This is a genomic window from Nonomuraea sp. NPDC001699 (assembly GCF_053596455.1).
Genome location: NZ_JBSFGF010000006.1, coordinates 488,111 through 505,379, shown reverse-complemented (window position 1 = coordinate 505,379; position 17,269 = coordinate 488,111). Strand labels below are relative to the sequence as shown.

The following is a 17,269-nucleotide window of genomic DNA, read 5'->3' as shown; positions in this document are numbered from 1 at the left end:
AGGATACCGACAAACTACAACGAAGTGGTGAAAAGGAGCGCAACTTGGCAGGGAACCTGACCCGGGACGAGGCTCGCGAGCGCGCCCGGCTGTTGACGGTCGAGTCGTACGACGTCGCACTCGACCTGACGGAGGGGGACGAGCGCTTCGAGAGCGTCACGACGGTGCGCTTCACCAGCACCAGCCCGGGCGCCTCCACCTTCATCGACCTCCACGGCGCCAACGTGCGCAAGGTCACCCTCAACGGCGTCGACCTCGACGTCTCCGCCTACGACGCCGAGAAGGGCCGCTTCCCGCTCCCCTCGCTGGCCGAGTCCAACGAGCTGCTGGTCGACGCCGACTGCAGCTACATGCGCACGGGCGAGGGCCTCCACCGCTTCGTGGACCCGGTCGACCAGAAGGTCTACCTGCACAGCCAGTTCGAGACGGCCGACGCCCACCGCATGTACGCCTGCTTCGACCAGCCCGACCTCAAGGCCGTCTTCCAGCTCACCGTGCTGGCCCCGGCCGACTGGGAGGTCGTCTCCAACGGCGCCGCGGCCAAGGTGGAGGACCTCGACGGGCACTCCGGCCGCCACGGCGGCGTCGAGGCGGCCAGGCGGTGGGAGTTCGAGGCCACGCCGGTGATCTCCACGTACATCACCGCGCTGGTGGCCGGGCCGTACTACAAGGTCACCTCGGAGCACGACGGCATCCCGCTCGGCCTCTACTGCCGCGCCTCGCTCGGCGAGCACCTCGACGCCGACAACCTCTTCGAGGTCACCCGGCAGGGCTTCGACTTCTTCCACCGGGTGTTCGGCGTCCGCTACCCGTTCACCAAGTACGACCAGCTCTTCGTGCCCGAGTTCAACGCCGGCGCGATGGAGAACGCGGGTTGCGTGACGTTCCTGGAGGACTACGTCTTCCGGTCCCGCGTCACCGACGCGGTCGTCGAGCGGCGCGCCGAGACGATCCTGCACGAGATGGCCCACATGTGGTTCGGCGACCTGGTCACCATGCGCTGGTGGGACGACCTGTGGCTGAACGAGTCCTTCGCCACGTACGTGTCCGTGCTGGCCCAGGCCGAGGCCACCCGGTGGGGCAACGGCGCGTGGACCACGTTCGCGAACGTGGAGAAGTCCTGGGCCTACCGCCAGGACCAGCTTCCCTCCACCCACCCGATCGCCGCCGACATCCCCGACATGCAGGCGGTCGAGGTCAACTTCGACGGCATCACGTACGCCAAGGGCGCCTCGGTGCTCAAGCAGCTCGTCGCCTACGTCGGCCTGGACAACTTCCTGGCCGGGGTGCGCGACTACTTCGCCGAGCACGCCTGGGGCAACACCGAGCTGAAGGACCTGCTCGCCGCCCTTGAGCGCACCTCGGGCCGCGACCTGTCGTCGTGGTCGAAGGAGTGGCTGGAGACCGCGTGGGTCAACACGCTGCGTCCCTCCTTCGAGGTGTCCGACGGCCGCTTCACCTCCTTCGAGGTGCTGCAGGAGGCCCCGGCCGACTACCCGACGCTGCGCTCGCACCGCATCGCGATCGGCCTGTACTCGCTGGTCGACGGCGTGCTCACCCGGACCAAGCGGGTCGAGCTCGACGTGGTGGGGGCCCGTACGAGCGTGGCCGAGCTGGTCGGCGCCGAGCAGCCCGACCTGGTGCTGCTCAACGACGACGACCTCACCTACGCCAAGATCAGGCTCGACGAGCGTTCCCTGCGCACGCTCGTCGAGGGCGGCATCGCGGCCTTCACCGACTCGCTTCCGCGCGCTCTGTGCTGGTCTGCGGCCTGGGACATGACCCGCGACGGCGAGATGTCCACGCGCGACTACGTCAGGCTGGTCATCTCCGGCGCCGGCACGGTCTCCGACATCACGGTCCTGCAGGCGGTGCTGCGCCAGGCGCGGCAGTCCGTCCAGCAGTACGCCGACCCGGCCTGGCAGGCCGAGGGCCAGGCGCTGCTGGCCGCCGAGCTGCGCTCGCTGCTCGGCTCCGCGGCGCCCGGCTCCGACCACCAGCTCGCCTTCCTCCAGGCGTTCGCCCCGGTGGCGGTCTCCGCCGCCGACCTCGACCTGGTGCAGGCCATCCTCGACGGCACCGGCGTGCCCGAGGGGCTGACCGTCGACGCCGACCTGCGCTGGACGCTGGTGGCCGCGCTGGTCTCCGGCGGCCGGCTGGACGAGGCCGACATCGAGGCCGAGCTGCGGCGCGACCCTACGGCGACGGGTGAGCGGTCGGCGGCGCTGTGCCGGGCCGCGATCCCGACGGCCGAGGCCAAGGCGGCGGCCTGGGACCGGATCGTGGGCGGCGAGCTGGCCAACCACATCGCCCGCAGCACCATCGCCGGCTTCCAGGACCCGCATCACACCGGGCTGCTGGAGCCGTACCGGGAGAAGTACTTCGCCGAGGTCGGGCGCGTCTACCAGGAGTGGACGTTCGAGAAGGCCTCGACGTTCGCCGTGGGCTGCTTCCCCACGCTGCTCATCGAGCCCGCCACGGTCCAGGCCGCCCAGGACTTCCTGGCCGCCGAGCAGCCGCCGCAGGCCCTGCGCAGGCTGATCCTGGAGGGCGCCGACGGCGTCAGCCGCGCCCTGCGCAACCGCGAGACCGACGCCGCGTCGGCCTGATCCACCCGGGGTCCCCGCCACGCCCGGCGGGGACCCGGCTTCGCGCTGCGCCGAATACGGCCTGAGCACGGAGAGTGGGTGTTAGCCTCAAGTACGTGCTAGGCGCCGGTACCACGCTCAACGACCGCTACGTGCTGGCCGACCGCCTCGGCGGCGGCGGCATGGGCGAGGTCTGGCGTGCCGACGACCTGGTCCTGGGCCGGGCCGTCGCGGTCAAGGTGATGATGCCCGCCCTGTCGGAGAACCCCACCTTCACCCAGCGCTTCCAGAACGAGGCCAGGGCCATGGCCACGCTCAGGCACCGCGGCGTGGTCGGGGTCTACGACTACGGCGTCCACGAGGCCGACGGGCGCCGGGTCAGCTACCTGGTCATGGAGTACGTGCGGGGCGAGTCGCTCGACCGCGTCCTGCGCCGGGGCCCGCTCGGCCCCCAGGAGGCCATGCGCCTGATCGCCGAGGTGGCCGACGCGCTGGCCGCGGCCCACGCGCAGGGCATCGTCCACCGCGACGTCAAGCCGGCCAATCTCATGGTCAGGCCCGACGGGCAGGTCGCGCTGACCGACTTCGGGGTCGCCCACTCCGCCTCGGCCGGTCACCTCACGGCCACCGGCACCATGCTCGGCTCGGCCGCCTACTGCGCGCCGGAGATGGCCGCCGGCAACGAGGTCACGCCCGCGGTCGACGTCTACGCGCTGGGCGTGGTGGCCTACGAGTGCCTGACCGGGCGGCTGCCGTACCAGGGGGAGACCCCTGTCCAGATCATCTTCAAACACCTCAACGCGCCCGTGCCCGAGCTGCCCGCCGAGCTGCCCGCGGCCGTGCGCCAGGTGGTGTCGCGGGCGCTGCAGAAGGACCCGGCGCAGCGCTGGCCGTCGGCCTCCGACATGGCGCGGGCGGCCCGCGCCTCGGTGAGCGGCGCGGCCCTGCCGGTCGACCTGCCGGTCAACACGTCTCCCGTCACCACGTCCTCGGTACCTGCGTCCACGACGAGCGGTCCCCACCCGGGCCTCCAGCCGACGGGCGTCATGCCCGCGGCCGACGCCGGATCGCCGTTCACCATGCCGTCGGCCCCGGCCGGCCGCACGTCCCGCCGGCGGCGCACGCTGACGGCCCTGGTCACCATGGCCGCCGCCGTCATGGTCTCGGCCGCGGTGGCGGGGTCGGTGTGGCTGCGTCCGGCCGAGCCGGCGAGCACGGGCGAGGTGCTGCCGCCCGCCGAGGAGACCACGCAGGCCCACACCCCGAGCAGCCCGGAGCACACCACCAGGCAGCCCGTGCCGCCGACCAAGGCCGCGCCGAGCGCCAAGCCGAGCGGCACCGCCAGCGCGACGCCCGGCCCGACCGTGGCCCCCACCACCCCGAGCGCCACGCCCTCCATCTCGCCGAAGCCCACGCCCACCGCGACCACCGCCGAGCCCGAGCCGTCGCAGGAGCCGAGCCAGCCCGGCCCGGAGGAGCCCACGGACGAGCCCACGGTCACCAGCCCGCCGGAAGACGTCCAGTGCGTGCGCGCCCCGTGTCCGTGACCGTTCCAAGATCGTGAGAAAGTCATCGCGTGGATTCGACTCGTGAGCTGCTGATCGCCCTCGCCCGCCGGTACGCCTTCGCCGACCTGGGCGCGCTCGCCCCCACGGCCGAGATCTCCGACGTGTGCGAGTTCGGGCAGCGGCTGCTCTCGCTCGACGCCGAGGACTTCGCGGCCGAGGCCAGGTCCGTGCCGGCCGACCTGCGCCGGCTCGCCCGCGCCTGTCACATGCCGCAGACGCCGCGGGAGCAGCCGCGCGGGGCCCTGGAGTCGCTCAAGCCCGCCTACGGCCTGCTCCTTGAGGTGATCGCCGTCCGCTGGCACCGGCGCGAGCTGAGCCCCATGATCGCGGCCGTGCACATCGCCAGCGAGTACCTGCCGCTGCTGGCCTTCGAGCCGCAGCTCGGCCACGCCGGCGACCCGGCCCGCTGGCCCGCGGGGCTGAGCGCGCCCGGGAGCAGGTTCGGCGTGATCGGCGACCGGGAGTGCGACCACACCAAGTCCGAGCAGTCGGCCACCAACCGCACGCTGCGGGTGTCGGTCGAGCCCGGCGAGGGCTGGCGGGCCTACTTCGACCGGCAGCACAGCCAGCTCGCGGGCGCGCTGGCGGTGTGCGTCGCGACCTGCCGCAACCCGTGCACGGCCATGGACTGGATCGAGCCCGAACCGCGCGCCGACCTCCAGGTGCGCGCCCGTACGGCGCTGACCTTCGCCGAGACGCCGCTCGTCCGGCTGCGGCACGCCGCGCCCGTCGGGCACGGGTTCGGGGTGCCGTCCCCGGAGGAGGTGCTCGACGCCTGGGAGCGCAGCCGGGCGGCGCTGGACAAGAACGCCGTGGGCGCGGCGGCCACCGCGGACGACGACTTCCCGCTGCCCGGGCTGCCCGCGCTGTTCTCGGCCGTGGCGGGGGCGCCGATCGAGCCGTCCGGGCTGCTCGCAGGCGTCAGCGACCACGTCGTCACCCTGCTGCAACGCGCCTGACGACCGCTGCGGCGCAGGTCAGTGGCGGGTCGTGGCCTGTTCGCCGAGGGTGGCGATGCCGTACAGGAGGCCGCCGACCAGGTCGCCGGCGCTGAAGGCGGTGGCCATCGACAGGGCGGTGAGCCGGCAGGCGCCGTCGCTCAGCCGCCGCCTGGCGTTCGGGCCCGTCACGATCTCCAGGGCGCGTCCGGCCGGATCGACGAACACCAGCACGGCATCGGCGGCCTCGGCGCCCAGGGCGGCGTGCAGGCGCTCGGCGAAGTGCCGCCGGGCGCCGACCGGCTCGCCCAGGAACACGCCGAAACGCAGCCCGCTGCGCCGCTCAGCGCCCTGGACGGCCTTCCGGAGGTCGTCGGCCTGGGCCGTCGTCAGTGTGCGCATCGCCGGGTCACCATCCCGCCGAAGCGCCGCCGAGGCGCCCGTCGGGCTCGGCGGTGGCCGCCGAGGCCGGCCAGTCGTGCTCGGACGCCCGCGCCCAGGGCGCGACGCCGTCGGCCAGCACCAGCCCCGACGTGCTCACGCCGTGCTCGCTCCCGGACGGCCCGCCCACCCACACCGGCCCCGCCTCCGCCACCCTGGACGAACCACGCCCCGGCACCATGACCAGCAGGCTGATCAGGACGAACAGCCCTGAGGACACCCCGAGGAGAAAGAGCAGACTTTCCGCTGCGCTGTTCACACGACGAACGTAATCCTCAGCCGGGGGCCCGGCCAGCCCCAGGCCGCGACCGCCTACCAGACGACCGGCCGCCGCTCCCCCCAGAATCCGCCCCTGGCCGCCTCGACCTGGGCCGACAGCGAGATCAGAGTGCCCTCGCCACCGATCCGCCCGGCCAGCATGACGCCGATCGGCAGGCCGTCGCCGCTCCAGTGCAGTGGCAGGTTCACCGCGGGCTGGCCGCTGACGTTGTAGATCGCGGGGAAGGCGGCGAAGCGCTTCATGCGCTCGAACGTCTCCTCGACGTCGTCCACGTCCTCGAACCAGCCGATCGGCCTGGGCGGCTGGGTGAGGGTCGGGGTGAGCACCGCGTCGTAGGCGTTCGTGATCGCGAGCGCGCCCCGGGTGGCGAGCTGGAGGGCCGCCTGGGCCTGGAGGAACGCGGGTGCGGGGGTGGCCAGGCCGCGCTCGCGCAGCCATCGGGTGAGCGGCCGGAGCAGGTGCCGCTGGTCGTCGGCGACCGGGTGCATGCAGGCGAAGGTGTACCAGAGGGTGACGAACTGCGGCACGAGGTCCACGCCGAACGGCCTGGGGATCTCGACGACCTCGTGCCCGAGGCCGGCCAGGGTCTCGGCGGCGTCCTCGTACGCGGCCAGCACCTCGGGGTCGATCTCGGTCCCCGGCACGACGGGGTCGGCGTAGCGGGCGATGCGCAGCCGTCCGGGGTCGCGGCCGGCGCAGTCGAGGAACGTGCCCTCGTGGCGGGGCGCCAGGTAGAGGTCGCCGGGCTCGTTGTGCGCCATCACGTCGAGCAGGGCCGCCGCGTCGGCCACGGTACGGGCGATCGGGCCGTTCGTGGACATGCCCGCCAGGTCGGGGATGATCGGGGCGAAGCTGATCCGGCCACGGGTGGGCTTGATGCCGTACAGGCCGCACGCCGAGGCCGGGATGCGGATCGAGCCCGCGCCGTCGCTGCCCTGGGCGGCCGGGGCCAGCCCGGCGGCCACGGCGGCGGCCGCTCCCCCGCTGGACCCGCCGGCCGAGGTGCCGAGGTCCCAGGCCGAGCGGGCGGGCGGCGAGACGTCGGTCTCGGTGTAGCAGGGCAGCCCGAACTCGGGGGTGGCGGTCTTGCCCAGGATGACCGTGCCGGCCTCGCGCAGCCGCGTCACGACGGTGTCGTCCACCGGCGCGACGAACCCCCGGTACACCGCCGACCCGAACGTGATCGGCACGTCCTTGACCAGATTGAGGTCCTTGACGGGGATCGGCACCCCGGCCAGCGGCCCGTCCGGCAGGTCCTTCTCCAGGCGTCGGGCCTGGTCGAGGGCCTGTTCGCCGGTCACGGTGACATACGCGCCGACCTGCGGATCGATCCGCTCGATCCGGTCGAGATAGTGCCGGGTCAGCTCGACCGGTGAGACGTCACGGTCGCGGACGGCCCGGGCCTGCTCAAGCGCGGAAAGCTCATGAAGTTCTCGCACGATCGGCACACTAGGCATCTCTAGAGAAGAACGTAAGACATACCCCGAAAACATGAGTGGAACACGATGAGCTGGGCCATAAAACTATGGACAGGTCAACACTAGGAATCGTTCCGATCTCCGGGCTACGGTGAGTTACGTGGACTCCGACAACCAGCGAGAAGACGGTCACAACGCGTCACCCATCTGGGTGAGCGACCGGCCAGAGGGCGAGCAGACCGCCGCCGCGACGCCATCGGCGCCCACGACCACCTACGCGCCCGTGGAACGCGCGTCCATGCGTGACCTGCTCCAGCAGCCACGGTTCCGCCGCCTGCGCAACCGCGCGCTCGTGGCGGTCGGCGTGGCGGTCGTGGTGGGCTTCCTGTTGCGCGACTGGCGCATGGGAGTGACCGCGGGGGTGGTCGCGGCCATCCTCGAAACGGTCTACCGCGCGCGTTCCCATTCCACGGTGCCGGCGTGGCGGCGCGCGTCCGTGGCCGAACGGCGTACCGAGGGGCAGCTCCGCAGGCTGGAGCGCAGCGGTTACCGCACCCTGCACGCCAGGGCGATCCCGGGCAGCGAGGCGCAGATCGACCACCTCGTGGTGGGGCCGACCGGCGTCTACGCGGTCGACTCCGAGAAGTGGGACAAACGGCTTCCCGTCCGCGTCCAGTCGGGCAAGAAGCTGTTCCACGGTCCCTTCGACATGAAGCCGAGGCTCACCGAGGCCAAGTGGGAGGCGTCCCAGGCAAGCGAGCTGATCAGCAAGGCGTTCGGCCGCGAGGTCGTCGTCGTGCCCTCGCTGGCCATCTACGGGCCGCCCGTGCCGTGGAAGATCATGACCATCCGCGGCGTGGACGTCTACCAGGGCGACCGGGCCCGCAAGTGGATCACCAAGCGGGAACGGGCGCTGACCCCGGCCGAGATCGACCGGCTCTACGACATCGCCGCCCAGGTCCTGCCCGCCAGGTACGGCGAAGGCTAGGACGGCCTAGGACGGCCGACGGACCTCGCGGAGTTCCGCTCCGCGGGGTTCTTTCACGTCCGCCGACAGCCGGGCGCCGAAGTCGTCCAGTTCGGCGGCCAGCACGTCGCTGGGCGGCAGCGCGCCGGGCAGGCGGGACGCCAGCGCCGTGCCCATCCCGGCGATGCGCACGATGTGGTCGATCAGCGCCTCCCGGTCCTCGGGCCACGGGAACGACGGCTGGGCGATGAGCAGCGAGACGCAGCCGTGCATGGACGACCACAGACCGAGCGCCAGCTTCTCGGGGTCGCCTTCGAGCACGCGGACGGCCACGCAGGCGGCGACGGCCGCCACCATGTGGCGGAAGCACTCGGCGGCGGCCGGCGGCACGCCCTGCGCGGTCGAGGGCCGCATCATCAGCACCCGGTACTGCACGGGATGGTCCAGGGCGAAGCGGGCGTAGGCCCGTCCGCAGCGGCCCAGCGCGAGGAACGGGTCGCCCGTCAGGTTCTCGCGGAACAGGCGGCCGAGCTCGTCCCACACGCGCAGGCAGACCGCTTCCAGCAGCGCTTCCCGGTCGGCGAAGTGCAGGTAGACCGAGGGGGTGGACACCCCGGCGCGCTGGGCGACGGCGCGCAGGGTGAGGGCGTCCTCGGTGCCGGACTCGGTCAGCAGGTCCTCGGCCGCGCGCAGGATCTCCTCCCGCAGCAGGCCGCCTTCTCCGCGCCGGGCGCGCACACGTTTCGCAGCGGTCATGGACCTCACATTGACGCCGTCAGGTTGACGGTGTCAAGCTGACCTTCTTCGGAAGGGATATCGCGAAAAATGGGGACATTCGGGGAGGCGACCGCGCTGGTCGCCTGCGGCGCGGACGCGTTCGGCGCCACGCTGGACGCCCAGTGGAGCGTGGGCACCAAGCTGCACGGCGGTTACCTGCTGGCCGTGCTGGCCCGCGCCGCCTGCCAGAGCACCGCCGGCGAACGGCACCCGCACGTGACCGCCGTGAGCGGCGCCTTCCTCGAGCCGCCCGTGCCGGGCCCGGCGGACGTGCGCGTGGAACCGCTGCGGATCGGCCGCAGCGTGGCCCAGGTCCGGGTCTCGCTGGCCCAGGAGGGCAGGGTGCGCGTCGAGTCGCACATCACGCTGGGCGTGCTGGACGACGGCGACCCCTGGTGGTCCGCGCTCCCGCCGGTCGAGCTGCCGCCCGAGGAGGACTGCTTCCTCGTGCCCGTCGAGGCGCCCGGCGCGGGCTTCGCCGTGCCGCTGATGGCCGTGGTGGAGGAGCGCGTCGATCCGGCCCATCTGGCGTTCGTGTTCGGTACGCCGGCCAGGAAGGGCGTGATCGCGACCTGGCAGCGCCTGGCCGACGGCACCGACTGGGACCCGCTGAGCCTGCTCGTGGCGCTGGACCCGGTGCCGCCGGTCTCGTTCGAGCTGGGGCTGTCCGGCTGGGTGCCGACGATCCAGCTCTCGGCCTACGTCCGCCGGCTGCCCGCGCCCGGCCCGATCAGGGTCCGCCTGTCGGCCACGGACGTCGGGGGCGACCGCATGGACGAGGTGGCCCACGTGTGGGACTCCAAGGGGCGGCTGGTGGCCCAGGCGACGCAGCTGGCGGCCGTACGGTTGCCGGACTGAGGTGTCCGGTTGATGGACACGTGTCTCAGCCGCCGGGCGGGTGGCCGTAACATGTGAAGACTCGCCTCATGATGGGAGAAGCACAATGCCGGCCCTCAGGTCACGTACGGTCACCCACGGCAGGAACATGGTCGGCGCCCGGGCCCTCCTCCGGGCGACCGGCGTAGCCGGGAGCGACTTCGGCAAACCCATCATCGCGGTGGCCAACAGCTTCACCCAGTTCGTCCCGGGCCACGTGCACCTGCGTGAGGTCGGCGACGTGGTGTCGGCCTCGATCCGCGAGGCCGGGGCGATCCCGCGCGAGTTCAACACGATCGCCGTCGACGACGGCATCGCGATGGGCCACGGCGGCATGCTCTACTCGCTGCCGTCCCGCGAGCTGATCGCCGACGCCGTCGAGTACATGGTCAACGCCCACTGCGCCGACGCGCTGATCTGCGTCTCCAACTGCGACAAGATCACCCCGGGCATGCTGCTGGCCGCCCTCCGGCTGAACATCCCCACGATCTTCGTCTCCGGCGGGCCCATGGAGGCCGGCAAGACGCCCGGCCGCAAGCTCGACCTCGTCGACCCGATGATCGCCGCGGCCGACGACTCGGTGTCCGACGCCGAGCTGCTGGAGATGGAGGAGAACGCCTGCCCGACCTGCGGCTCCTGCTCGGGCATGTTCACCGCCAACTCCATGAACTGCCTGACCGAGGCCATGGGCCTGGCCCTGCCCGGCAACGGCACGATCCTGGCCACCCACAAGAAGCGCAAGCAGCTCTTCGAGGACGCCGGCCGCCAGCTCGTCGAGATCACCCGCCGCTACTACGAGGACGGCGACGAGTCGGTGCTGCCGCGCTCGATCGCCACCCGCGAGGCGTTCGAGAACGCCATGGCGCTCGACGTGGCGATGGGCGGCTCGACCAACACGATCCTGCACATCCTGGCCGCGGCCCGCGAGGCCGAGGTCGACTTCGGCCTCAAGGAGATCAACGAGATCTCGCTGCGGGTGCCGTGCCTGTGCAAGGTCGCCCCGGCCACGAGCAAGTACCACGTCGAGGACGTCCACCGCGCCGGCGGCATCCCGGCCATCCTGGGCGAGCTCGACCGGGCCGGGCTGCTGCACCGCGACGTGCCCACCGTCAACGGGGGCACGCTGGCCGACACGCTGGCCGCCTGGGACGTCAAGTCGCCCTCCGCGCTGCCGGAGGCCACCGACCTGTGGCACGCGGCGCCGGGCAACGTGCGCACGGTGAAGGCGTACTCGCAGGACAACCGCTGGGACTCCCTCGACCTCGACCGGGCCGAGGGCTGCATCCGCGACCGCGAGCACGCCTACAGCGCCGACGGCGGCCTGGCCGTGCTCTACGGCAACATCTCGCGCGACGGCGCGGTGGTGAAGACGGCCGGGGTCGACGAGTCGATCTGGAAATTCAGCGGGCCCGCGGTGGTGTTCGAGTCGCAGGAGCAGGCCGTGGAGGGCATCCTCGGCGGGCAGGTCAAGGAGGGCGACGTGGTGGTCATCCGCTACGAGGGCCCCAAGGGCGGCCCCGGCATGCAGGAGATGCTCTACCCGACCTCGTTCCTCAAGGGCAAGGGCCTGGGCAAGGCGTGCGCGCTGGTCACCGACGGCCGTTTCTCCGGCGGCACGTCCGGGCTATCGATCGGGCACGCCTCGCCCGAGGCGGCCGAGGGCGGCACGATCGCGCTGGTCGAGGACGGCGACATCATCGACATCGACATCCCCGGCCGGTCGATGGAGCTGCGGGTGCCCGAGGCCGAGCTGGCCGCCCGGCGCGAGCGGCTGCTGGCCGACCTGGGCGGCTACCGGCCGCGCGACCGCAACCGGCCGGTGAGCGTGGCGTTGCAGGCGTACGCGGCGATGACCACGTCCGCCTCGACCGGCGCCTCGCGTGATCTGTCGCAGCTGTCCCGATAGTTAGTGTGCGGTGGACCCCCGGTCCACCGCACAGATTTTCGAAAATTGTCGGTGGTCGTCCCTATTCTTGGGGTATGACGACAGTCGTGAAGGACGAGACTCGCCCGCTGACGACCGCCGAGATCGCCGCCATCGCCCTCTCCCTCGCTCACCTCGGAGCGGGCCCGCAGGCCGTCGCCGCACGGCGCGGCCTGCAGCACGCGCTCGAACACCTGGAGCTCGACGACGACGTCATCGCGACCACGCTCGCGACCCTGACCGAGCCGCTGCCCGTGGAGGTCGCCTCCCGGGCCAGGCTCGTCGCCGACGCCATCACCAGCCGTCTCATGATCCGTCTCCACTACCGCGACGCCTCGGGGGCCGTCACCTCCCGCGACGTCGAGCCGGTGACCTGCCTGGTCCACCGCGAGTACTGGTACCTGGTCGGCGTGTGCAGGATGCGCCAGGCCATCAGGGCGTTCAGGTTCGACCGGATCATCGCGGTCGAACCCACGCTGACCCCGTCGCGGCCGCACCTGGCCGACCGGTTCCTCCCGTTCCAGCGCCGCCGCCGGCGGACCAAGGCGGCGTGAGCCGCAAGCGGACCACGCGGCGTGAGCCGCAAGCGGACCACGCGGCGTAACCTGCCGCAAGCTTGACCCTCGGGCCCCCGGGCGTTGGTGCGGGGCGTGACAGGCTCGCGCACATGCGCGTCCGGGGGATCTCGCTCATCGCCGCCCTGCTGCCCGCCCTGCTGCCCGTCGTCGTGTCCGCCTGCTCGGCGGGCCGGCCGCCGGACCCGCTCCCGATCGTGGCGCACCGCAAGGCGGTGTCCATGGGGCGCCTGCTGCCGCCCTCCACGCGGCGGGCGCTCGACCGGGCGCTGGATCGTCAGCTGCGGGGGCGTCCGGGGCGGGCGGCGCTGTCGGTGTACGACCGCGCGACGGGCGTGCGGTACTCCTACGCCGAGGGCAGGCCGTTCGTGCTGGCCAGCGTGGCCAAGGTGGACATCCTGCTCGCCCTGCTGCTGCTCAGGCAGAGCGAGCACCGGCGGCTCAGCGCGTACGAACGCGGGCTGGCCTCCCGGATGATCCGCGAGAGCGACGACGAGAGCGCCCACGAGCTGTACATGACCGTCGGCGGCCAGGTCGGGCTCACCCGCATCCTGCGTGCGCTGGAGGTGCACGACACCGTGCCGGGCGCCGGTCTGTCGTGGGGAATGACTCTCAGCGGCCCGTCGGACCAGGTGAGGGTGCTGGAGAAGCTCACCGACCCCGCCGGGCCGGTGTCGGCCGCGAGCCGCCGCTGGGCGCTCGGGCTCATGTCGTCGGTGGACAGGACGCAGGCGTGGGGCGTCAGCGCCGCCGGCGGCGAGGTCGCGCTCAAGAACGGCTGGCTGCCCGTCGGCGCGCACGGCGGCCGGTGGACGGTCAACAGCGCGGGCCGGATCGTGCTGAACGGCCACGAGCTGCTCGTAGCCGTGCTGTCGGAACGCAGCCCCGACCTGGAGACGGGCGTGGAGACGGTGGAACGGGCGGCCCGGGTCGTGGTGGAGGTGCTCAGCCGGGCCCGCCGGTCACGAGCAGCAGCCACCGCCGCAGCAGCCACCGCCGCCGCCGGCTGGACGGGGAGCGGCCGCGCCGCCGGTCATGGAGACCGTGGACAGCAGCTTGACCGTGTCGCCGTGACCCTCCGGGCAGGTCGCCGGCTCGTCTGAGGCCGACATGGGACGGGAGACCTCGAACGTGGAGCCGCAGGCGCGGCAGCGGAAGTCGTAACGCGGCATGCCGTAAGCCTAACCCGCTGCGGCGGGTGAGCGGGAGCCGGTGTAGGTCAGGTGCGCATGGTCGGAGACGGGCTCGTAGCCGATCGACCGGTAGATCGCGTTGCTCGTCGGGTTGTCCAGGTCGGTGAAGAGCACGACCTGCTCGCACCGCTCGGCCAGCGCCACCTGGCCGGCGTACGCGGTGACCGCGGCCCCGTAGCCCTTCCTGCGGCACGACGGCGGCGTGTAGACCGGGCCGACGCGGCACACGCCGCCGGCCGCCCGGCCGAGCCCCGCCATCGAGACCGGCGCGCCCCCGGCCTCCCAGACGAACAGCTCGCGCCCGGCCACCCGCCGGGCCACCCGCTCGGCGACGTCGTGCGCCTCGCCGAGCCCGACCTCCTCCCCGAACGCCTGGTACCAGCTCACCATCAGCGGGAAGTCGCCCGCCCCGGCGAGCCGGCCGCGGCCGGGCACGGAGGGGACGGCGGGCACGCCGAGGCGGTAGAGCCGTTCGGACACCGTCCGGTCGGGCTCGCCGAGCAGCCGGACGACCTCGGATGTCACCTCGACCGGCCCCACGACCGGCCCTGTCACCATGGACAGGTCACCGACGAGCGCCTCGACGAGCGACGCGACGGCCTCGGCGGGCATGCGCGTGAGGCTCAAGGGGGCGGGCGGCGTGCGGAAGGCGGCGGCGCGAACCTGGCCACTGGCGGTCCACCAGGCGAAGAAGGCGCCCTCGGCGGGCCGGCCGGCACGCAGTTCGGCGAGAACGGTCAGCGGAACCGTGTTGCCGACCGGGTCGCCGAGCAGGAACGGCTCGGCGACCGCGGCGAACTCCTCTGGATCAGCGGTGAAGGTCCACATACCCGTCATGGTGACAGGCTGCGGCCTCCGGGTTCAAAAAGTGTGTCTAGGCCGCCGCCTCCAGGTAGGGCGCCCATTGGGGATCGCCGACGAGCGAGGCGCCGATGAGCCGCCAGTGGGCGCCCCTCGGCACCGCCGGGAGGACGCGCAGCGTCCATCCCAGCTCCTCCAGGTACTTGTCGGCCTTGCGGTGGTTGCAGGTCGTGCACGAGGCGACGCAGTTCTCCCACGTGTGGGTGCCGCCGCGCGACCTCGGGATGACGTGGTCGATGGTCTCGGCCCGCTGCCCGCAGTAGGCGCAGCGGTAGTCGTCGCGCCTCATGAGGGCCGCCCTGGTCAGCGGGATTCGGGACCGGTAGGGGATGCGGACGTATCTGCGGAGCCTGATCACCGAAGGCACATCGAGGGTGCAACTCGCCGAGCGGAGCTGGGCGCCCCGCCCGTCGCGGTGCACGACGTCGGCCTTCTCCCGCAGCACCAGGACGATGGCCCGGTGGAGCGAGAGCGTGGTGAGCGGCTCATAGGTGGCGTTGAGCAGCAGGACCTGGCGCGTCATCGGGCCTCTCCCTGCCGCGCGCGTATCAAAGGGGACATGCCGTGGCATGTCCCGCCTGTCGGCCCCTCCTGGGGCACTGGTGCTTCCGTCACATGGACCTCCGCCGGACGGTCCAGCGGATGGTCACCACGGCACCGTCCTGTCACCAAGTCTGGCGTTAGCCGTAGCGTCCCCGCCACCCCATAATCTTCAAGCCGGAATGACCAGAGGGACACACGTTACGTTTTATGCCCGCTTCACCAGCGCTTTACGCCCCCACCTTGGCAGTAGGGTTCCTGGCATGACGCGAGAGCCTTATCCGACGGCACGCCGCGAAGACGTCGTCGACATCCTGCACGAAACGCCCGTCCCCGACCCGTACCGGTGGCTGGAGGACCCTGACAGCCCGGACACCAAGGAATGGCTGCTCGCGCAGGCCGAGCTGTTCAACGCCACGCGTGGCGAGCAGCGGTTCAAGGACCGCATCGCCGAGCTGCTGCGGTCCGGCTCGGTGGGCCCGCCGGCCTGGCGCGGGGAGCGCCGGTTCTTCTCCCGCCGCACGCCCGACCAGGAGCACGCGGTCTACTACGTCGTCGAGGCCGACGGCACCGAGCGGGCGCTGATCGACCCGATGGAGATCGACCCGTCCGGTCTCACCACGCTCGACGCCGTGCAGCCCGACAAGGAAGGGCGGCTGCTGGCGTACCAGATCTCGGTGGGCGGCGACGAGGAGTCGATCCTCTACATCATGGACGTCGCGACCGGGATGCGCGTCGAGGGCCCGATCGACCGCTGCCGCTACTCCCCCATCGCCTGGCTGCCGGGCGGCGAGGCGTTCTACTACGTGCGCAGGCTGCCGCGCACCGAGGTGCCGGAGAACGAGGCGCAGTTCCACCGCCGCGTCTACCTCCACCGCGTCGGCACCTCGACCGAGGACGACGCGCTGATCTTCGGCCAGGGGCTGAAGATGACCAACTACTACGGCGTCTCGGTCTCGCGTGACGGCCACTGGCTCCAGGTCTCGGCGCACGAGGGCACCGCGCCGCGCAACGACCTGTGGGTGGCCGACCTGACCGCCTCGCCCGCCGACTCCCCCGACCTGAAGGTCGTGCAGGAGGGCGTCGACGCGCAGACCGCCCTGGTGTTCGGCCGCGACGGCAGGCTCTACGTGCACACCGACCGGGACGCCTCCCGCGGCCGGGTGTGCGTGACCGACCCGGCCGACCCGGGCTACGAGACCTGGCGCGACCTGATCCCCGAGGACCCCGAGGCGGTGCTGTCCGACTTCGCCATCCTCGACGACCTGGAGCGCCCGGTCATGCTGGTGGGCTGGACCCGCCACGCGATCAGCGAGATCACCGTCCACGACCTGGCCACCGGCGAGCGCGTGGGCTCGGTGCCGACGCCGGGCCTGGGCACGATCGGCGGCATCTCCGAGCGTCCCGAGGGCGGCTTCGAGGCGTGGTTCGGCTACACCGACAACACCACGCCGCCGACGATCCAGCGCTACGACGCCCGCACGGGCGAGACCACGCTGTGGGCCGCCTCGCCGGGCGCGGTCGAGGTGCCGCCGGTGCGCACGTCGCAGGAGGTGTACCGGTCCAAGGACGGCACCGAGGTCCGGATGTTGATCATCTCCCCGGCCGACGAGCGTCCCGGCCCCCGCCCGACGATCCTGTACGGCTACGGCGGCTTCGGCCTGTCCATGACCCCCGGCTACTCGGCCTCGATCCTGGCCTGGGTCGAGGCGGGCGGCGTCTACGCCATCGCCAATCTGCGCGGCGGCGGCGAGGAGGGCGAGGACTGGCACCGCGCGGGCATGCTGGCCAACAAGCAGAACGTCTTCGACGACTTCCACGCGGCGGCCGAGCACCTCATCGAGACCGGCGTCACCACCCGCGAGCAGCTCGGCATCTCCGGCGGCTCCAACGGCGGCCTGCTGGTCGGCGCCGCGCTGACGCAGCGCCCCGACCTGTACGCGGCCGTCGTCTGCTCGGCGCCGCTGCTCGACATGATCAGGTACGAGAAGTTCGGCCTCGGCGCGACCTGGAACGTCGAGTACGGCAGCGCCGACGACCCCGAGCAGTTCGGCTGGTTGCGGGGCTATTCGCCCTACCACCGGGTCGAGGAGTCGGTGGCCTACCCGGCGACGCTGTTCACCGTCTTCCAGTCCGACACGCGGGTGCACCCGCTGCACGCCTGGAAGATGTGCGCGGCGTTGCAGCACGCCTCGACCGCCGGGCGGCCGGTGCTGCTGCGCAACGAGACCGAGGTGGGCCACGGCGCCCGCTCGGTGAGCCGTACGGTCGATCTGTCGGCCGACACGCTGACCTTCCTCGCCGAGCACACCGGTCTGTAGTG

General features: G+C 72.3%; 15 protein-coding genes. 8 read left to right on the top strand and 7 right to left on the bottom strand.

Translation table 11 applies throughout. From position 1 onward, the window contains the following. The first annotated feature begins 44 nt into the window (after window positions 1–44). The 3 genes from pepN (at window position 45) to ACWCSU_RS21625 (ending at window position 5,115) form a co-directional block, all read left to right on the top strand. Window positions 45–2,609 carry an aminopeptidase N gene (pepN, locus tag ACWCSU_RS21635; protein WP_449937002.1) on the top strand — a complete coding sequence of 855 codons (2,565 nt, stop codon included), beginning with the start codon at window positions 45–47 and terminating at the stop codon, window positions 2,607–2,609. A 95-nt stretch (window positions 2,610–2,704) separates the two neighbouring features. Beyond that, window positions 2,705–4,135 carry a protein kinase domain-containing protein gene (locus ACWCSU_RS21630; RefSeq protein ID WP_449937001.1) on the top strand — a complete coding sequence of 477 codons (1,431 nt, stop codon included), beginning with the start codon at window positions 2,705–2,707 and terminating at the stop codon, window positions 4,133–4,135. Window positions 4,136–4,164: 29 nt separating this feature from the next. Beyond that, a complete protein-coding gene (locus tag ACWCSU_RS21625) occupies window positions 4,165–5,115 on the top strand; it encodes a hypothetical protein (protein WP_357705225.1) in 951 nt (316 codons plus the stop codon). 18 nt (window positions 5,116–5,133) lie between these two features. Here the strand turns inward: ACWCSU_RS21625 and ACWCSU_RS21620 are convergent, their stop codons facing one another. Genes ACWCSU_RS21620 through ACWCSU_RS21610 form a run of 3 tightly spaced genes read right to left on the bottom strand, consistent with a single transcriptional unit; the run spans window position 5,134 to window position 7,254 of the window. Further along, entirely contained in the window at window positions 5,134–5,496 is a 363-nt protein-coding gene (locus ACWCSU_RS21620; protein WP_449936998.1) for a DUF5130 family protein, read from the bottom strand. Window positions 5,497–5,503: 7 nt separating this feature from the next. Continuing rightward, window positions 5,504–5,794: a hypothetical protein gene (locus ACWCSU_RS21615; RefSeq protein WP_357705221.1), complete on the bottom strand. Its 291-nt coding sequence runs from the start codon at window positions 5,792–5,794 to the stop codon at window positions 5,504–5,506. 53 nt (window positions 5,795–5,847) lie between these two features. Then, complete coding sequence (locus ACWCSU_RS21610; RefSeq protein WP_364092340.1) at window positions 5,848–7,254, bottom strand: amidase; 1,407 nt, start codon at window positions 7,252–7,254, stop codon at window positions 5,848–5,850. Window positions 7,255–7,393: 139 nt separating this feature from the next. On the opposite strand from ACWCSU_RS21610, the gene ACWCSU_RS21605 reads away from it, so the two are divergent. Further along, complete coding sequence (locus ACWCSU_RS21605; protein WP_449936996.1) at window positions 7,394–8,221, top strand: nuclease-related domain-containing protein; 828 nt, start codon at window positions 7,394–7,396, stop codon at window positions 8,219–8,221. Window positions 8,222–8,227: 6 nt separating this feature from the next. Here the strand turns inward: ACWCSU_RS21605 and ACWCSU_RS21600 are convergent, their stop codons facing one another. After that, a complete protein-coding gene (locus tag ACWCSU_RS21600) occupies window positions 8,228–8,956 on the bottom strand; it encodes a TetR/AcrR family transcriptional regulator (protein ID WP_357705215.1) in 729 nt (242 codons plus the stop codon). A 69-nt stretch (window positions 8,957–9,025) separates the two neighbouring features. On the opposite strand from ACWCSU_RS21600, the gene ACWCSU_RS21595 reads away from it, so the two are divergent. The 3 genes from ACWCSU_RS21595 (at window position 9,026) to ACWCSU_RS21585 (ending at window position 12,331) form a co-directional block, all read left to right on the top strand. Then, on the top strand, window positions 9,026–9,835 hold the full coding sequence (locus tag ACWCSU_RS21595; protein ID WP_449936994.1) for a thioesterase family protein: 810 nt from the start codon (window positions 9,026–9,028) through the stop codon (window positions 9,833–9,835). Between the two features lie 85 nt (window positions 9,836–9,920). Continuing rightward, window positions 9,921–11,759: a dihydroxy-acid dehydratase gene (ilvD, locus tag ACWCSU_RS21590; protein ID WP_449936992.1), complete on the top strand. Its 1,839-nt coding sequence runs from the start codon at window positions 9,921–9,923 to the stop codon at window positions 11,757–11,759. Between the two features lie 74 nt (window positions 11,760–11,833). After that, entirely contained in the window at window positions 11,834–12,331 is a 498-nt protein-coding gene (locus tag ACWCSU_RS21585) for a helix-turn-helix transcriptional regulator (RefSeq protein ID WP_357705209.1), read from the top strand. A 983-nt stretch (window positions 12,332–13,314) separates the two neighbouring features. Here ACWCSU_RS21585 and ACWCSU_RS21580 read toward each other — a convergent pair. Genes ACWCSU_RS21580 through ACWCSU_RS21570 form a run of 3 tightly spaced genes read right to left on the bottom strand, consistent with a single transcriptional unit; the run spans window position 13,315 to window position 14,929 of the window. Beyond that, window positions 13,315–13,524 (bottom strand): zinc ribbon domain-containing protein, encoded by a 210-nt coding sequence (locus ACWCSU_RS21580; protein WP_397041116.1) that lies wholly within the window; start codon window positions 13,522–13,524, stop codon window positions 13,315–13,317. 9 nt (window positions 13,525–13,533) lie between these two features. Beyond that, entirely contained in the window at window positions 13,534–14,382 is an 849-nt protein-coding gene (locus ACWCSU_RS21575; protein ID WP_449936989.1) for a GNAT family N-acetyltransferase, read from the bottom strand. 37 nt (window positions 14,383–14,419) lie between these two features. Then, a complete protein-coding gene (locus ACWCSU_RS21570) occupies window positions 14,420–14,929 on the bottom strand; it encodes an HNH endonuclease (protein ID WP_352322827.1) in 510 nt (169 codons plus the stop codon). A 280-nt stretch (window positions 14,930–15,209) separates the two neighbouring features. Here ACWCSU_RS21570 and ACWCSU_RS21565 point away from each other — a divergent pair, with 280 nt between their 5' ends. Then, window positions 15,210–17,267, top strand: coding sequence for a prolyl oligopeptidase family serine peptidase (locus ACWCSU_RS21565; RefSeq protein WP_357705203.1), 2,058 nt, complete (start codon window positions 15,210–15,212; stop codon window positions 17,265–17,267). Window positions 17,268–17,269: the final 2 nt, after the last annotated feature.

Excerpts from the sequence above, each read along its gene's own strand:
- ACWCSU_RS21620 (WP_449936998.1), bottom strand. The coding sequence starts at position 5,496 with ATGCGCACACTGACGACGGCCCAGGCCGACGACCTCCGGAAGGCCGTC.
- ACWCSU_RS21600 (WP_357705215.1), bottom strand. The coding sequence starts at position 8,956 with ATGACCGCTGCGAAACGTGTGCGCGCCCGGCGCGGAGAAGGCGGCCTG.
- ACWCSU_RS21595 (WP_449936994.1), top strand. The coding sequence starts at position 9,026 with ATGGGGACATTCGGGGAGGCGACCGCGCTGGTCGCCTGCGGCGCGGAC.
- ilvD (WP_449936992.1), top strand. The coding sequence starts at position 9,921 with ATGCCGGCCCTCAGGTCACGTACGGTCACCCACGGCAGGAACATGGTC.
- ACWCSU_RS21585 (WP_357705209.1), top strand. The coding sequence starts at position 11,834 with ATGACGACAGTCGTGAAGGACGAGACTCGCCCGCTGACGACCGCCGAG.
- ACWCSU_RS21580 (WP_397041116.1), bottom strand. The coding sequence starts at position 13,524 with ATGCCGCGTTACGACTTCCGCTGCCGCGCCTGCGGCTCCACGTTCGAG.
- ACWCSU_RS21575 (WP_449936989.1), bottom strand. The coding sequence starts at position 14,382 with ATGACGGGTATGTGGACCTTCACCGCTGATCCAGAGGAGTTCGCCGCG.
- ACWCSU_RS21570 (WP_352322827.1), bottom strand. The coding sequence starts at position 14,929 with ATGACGCGCCAGGTCCTGCTGCTCAACGCCACCTATGAGCCGCTCACC.
- ACWCSU_RS21565 (WP_357705203.1), top strand. The coding sequence starts at position 15,210 with ATGACGCGAGAGCCTTATCCGACGGCACGCCGCGAAGACGTCGTCGAC.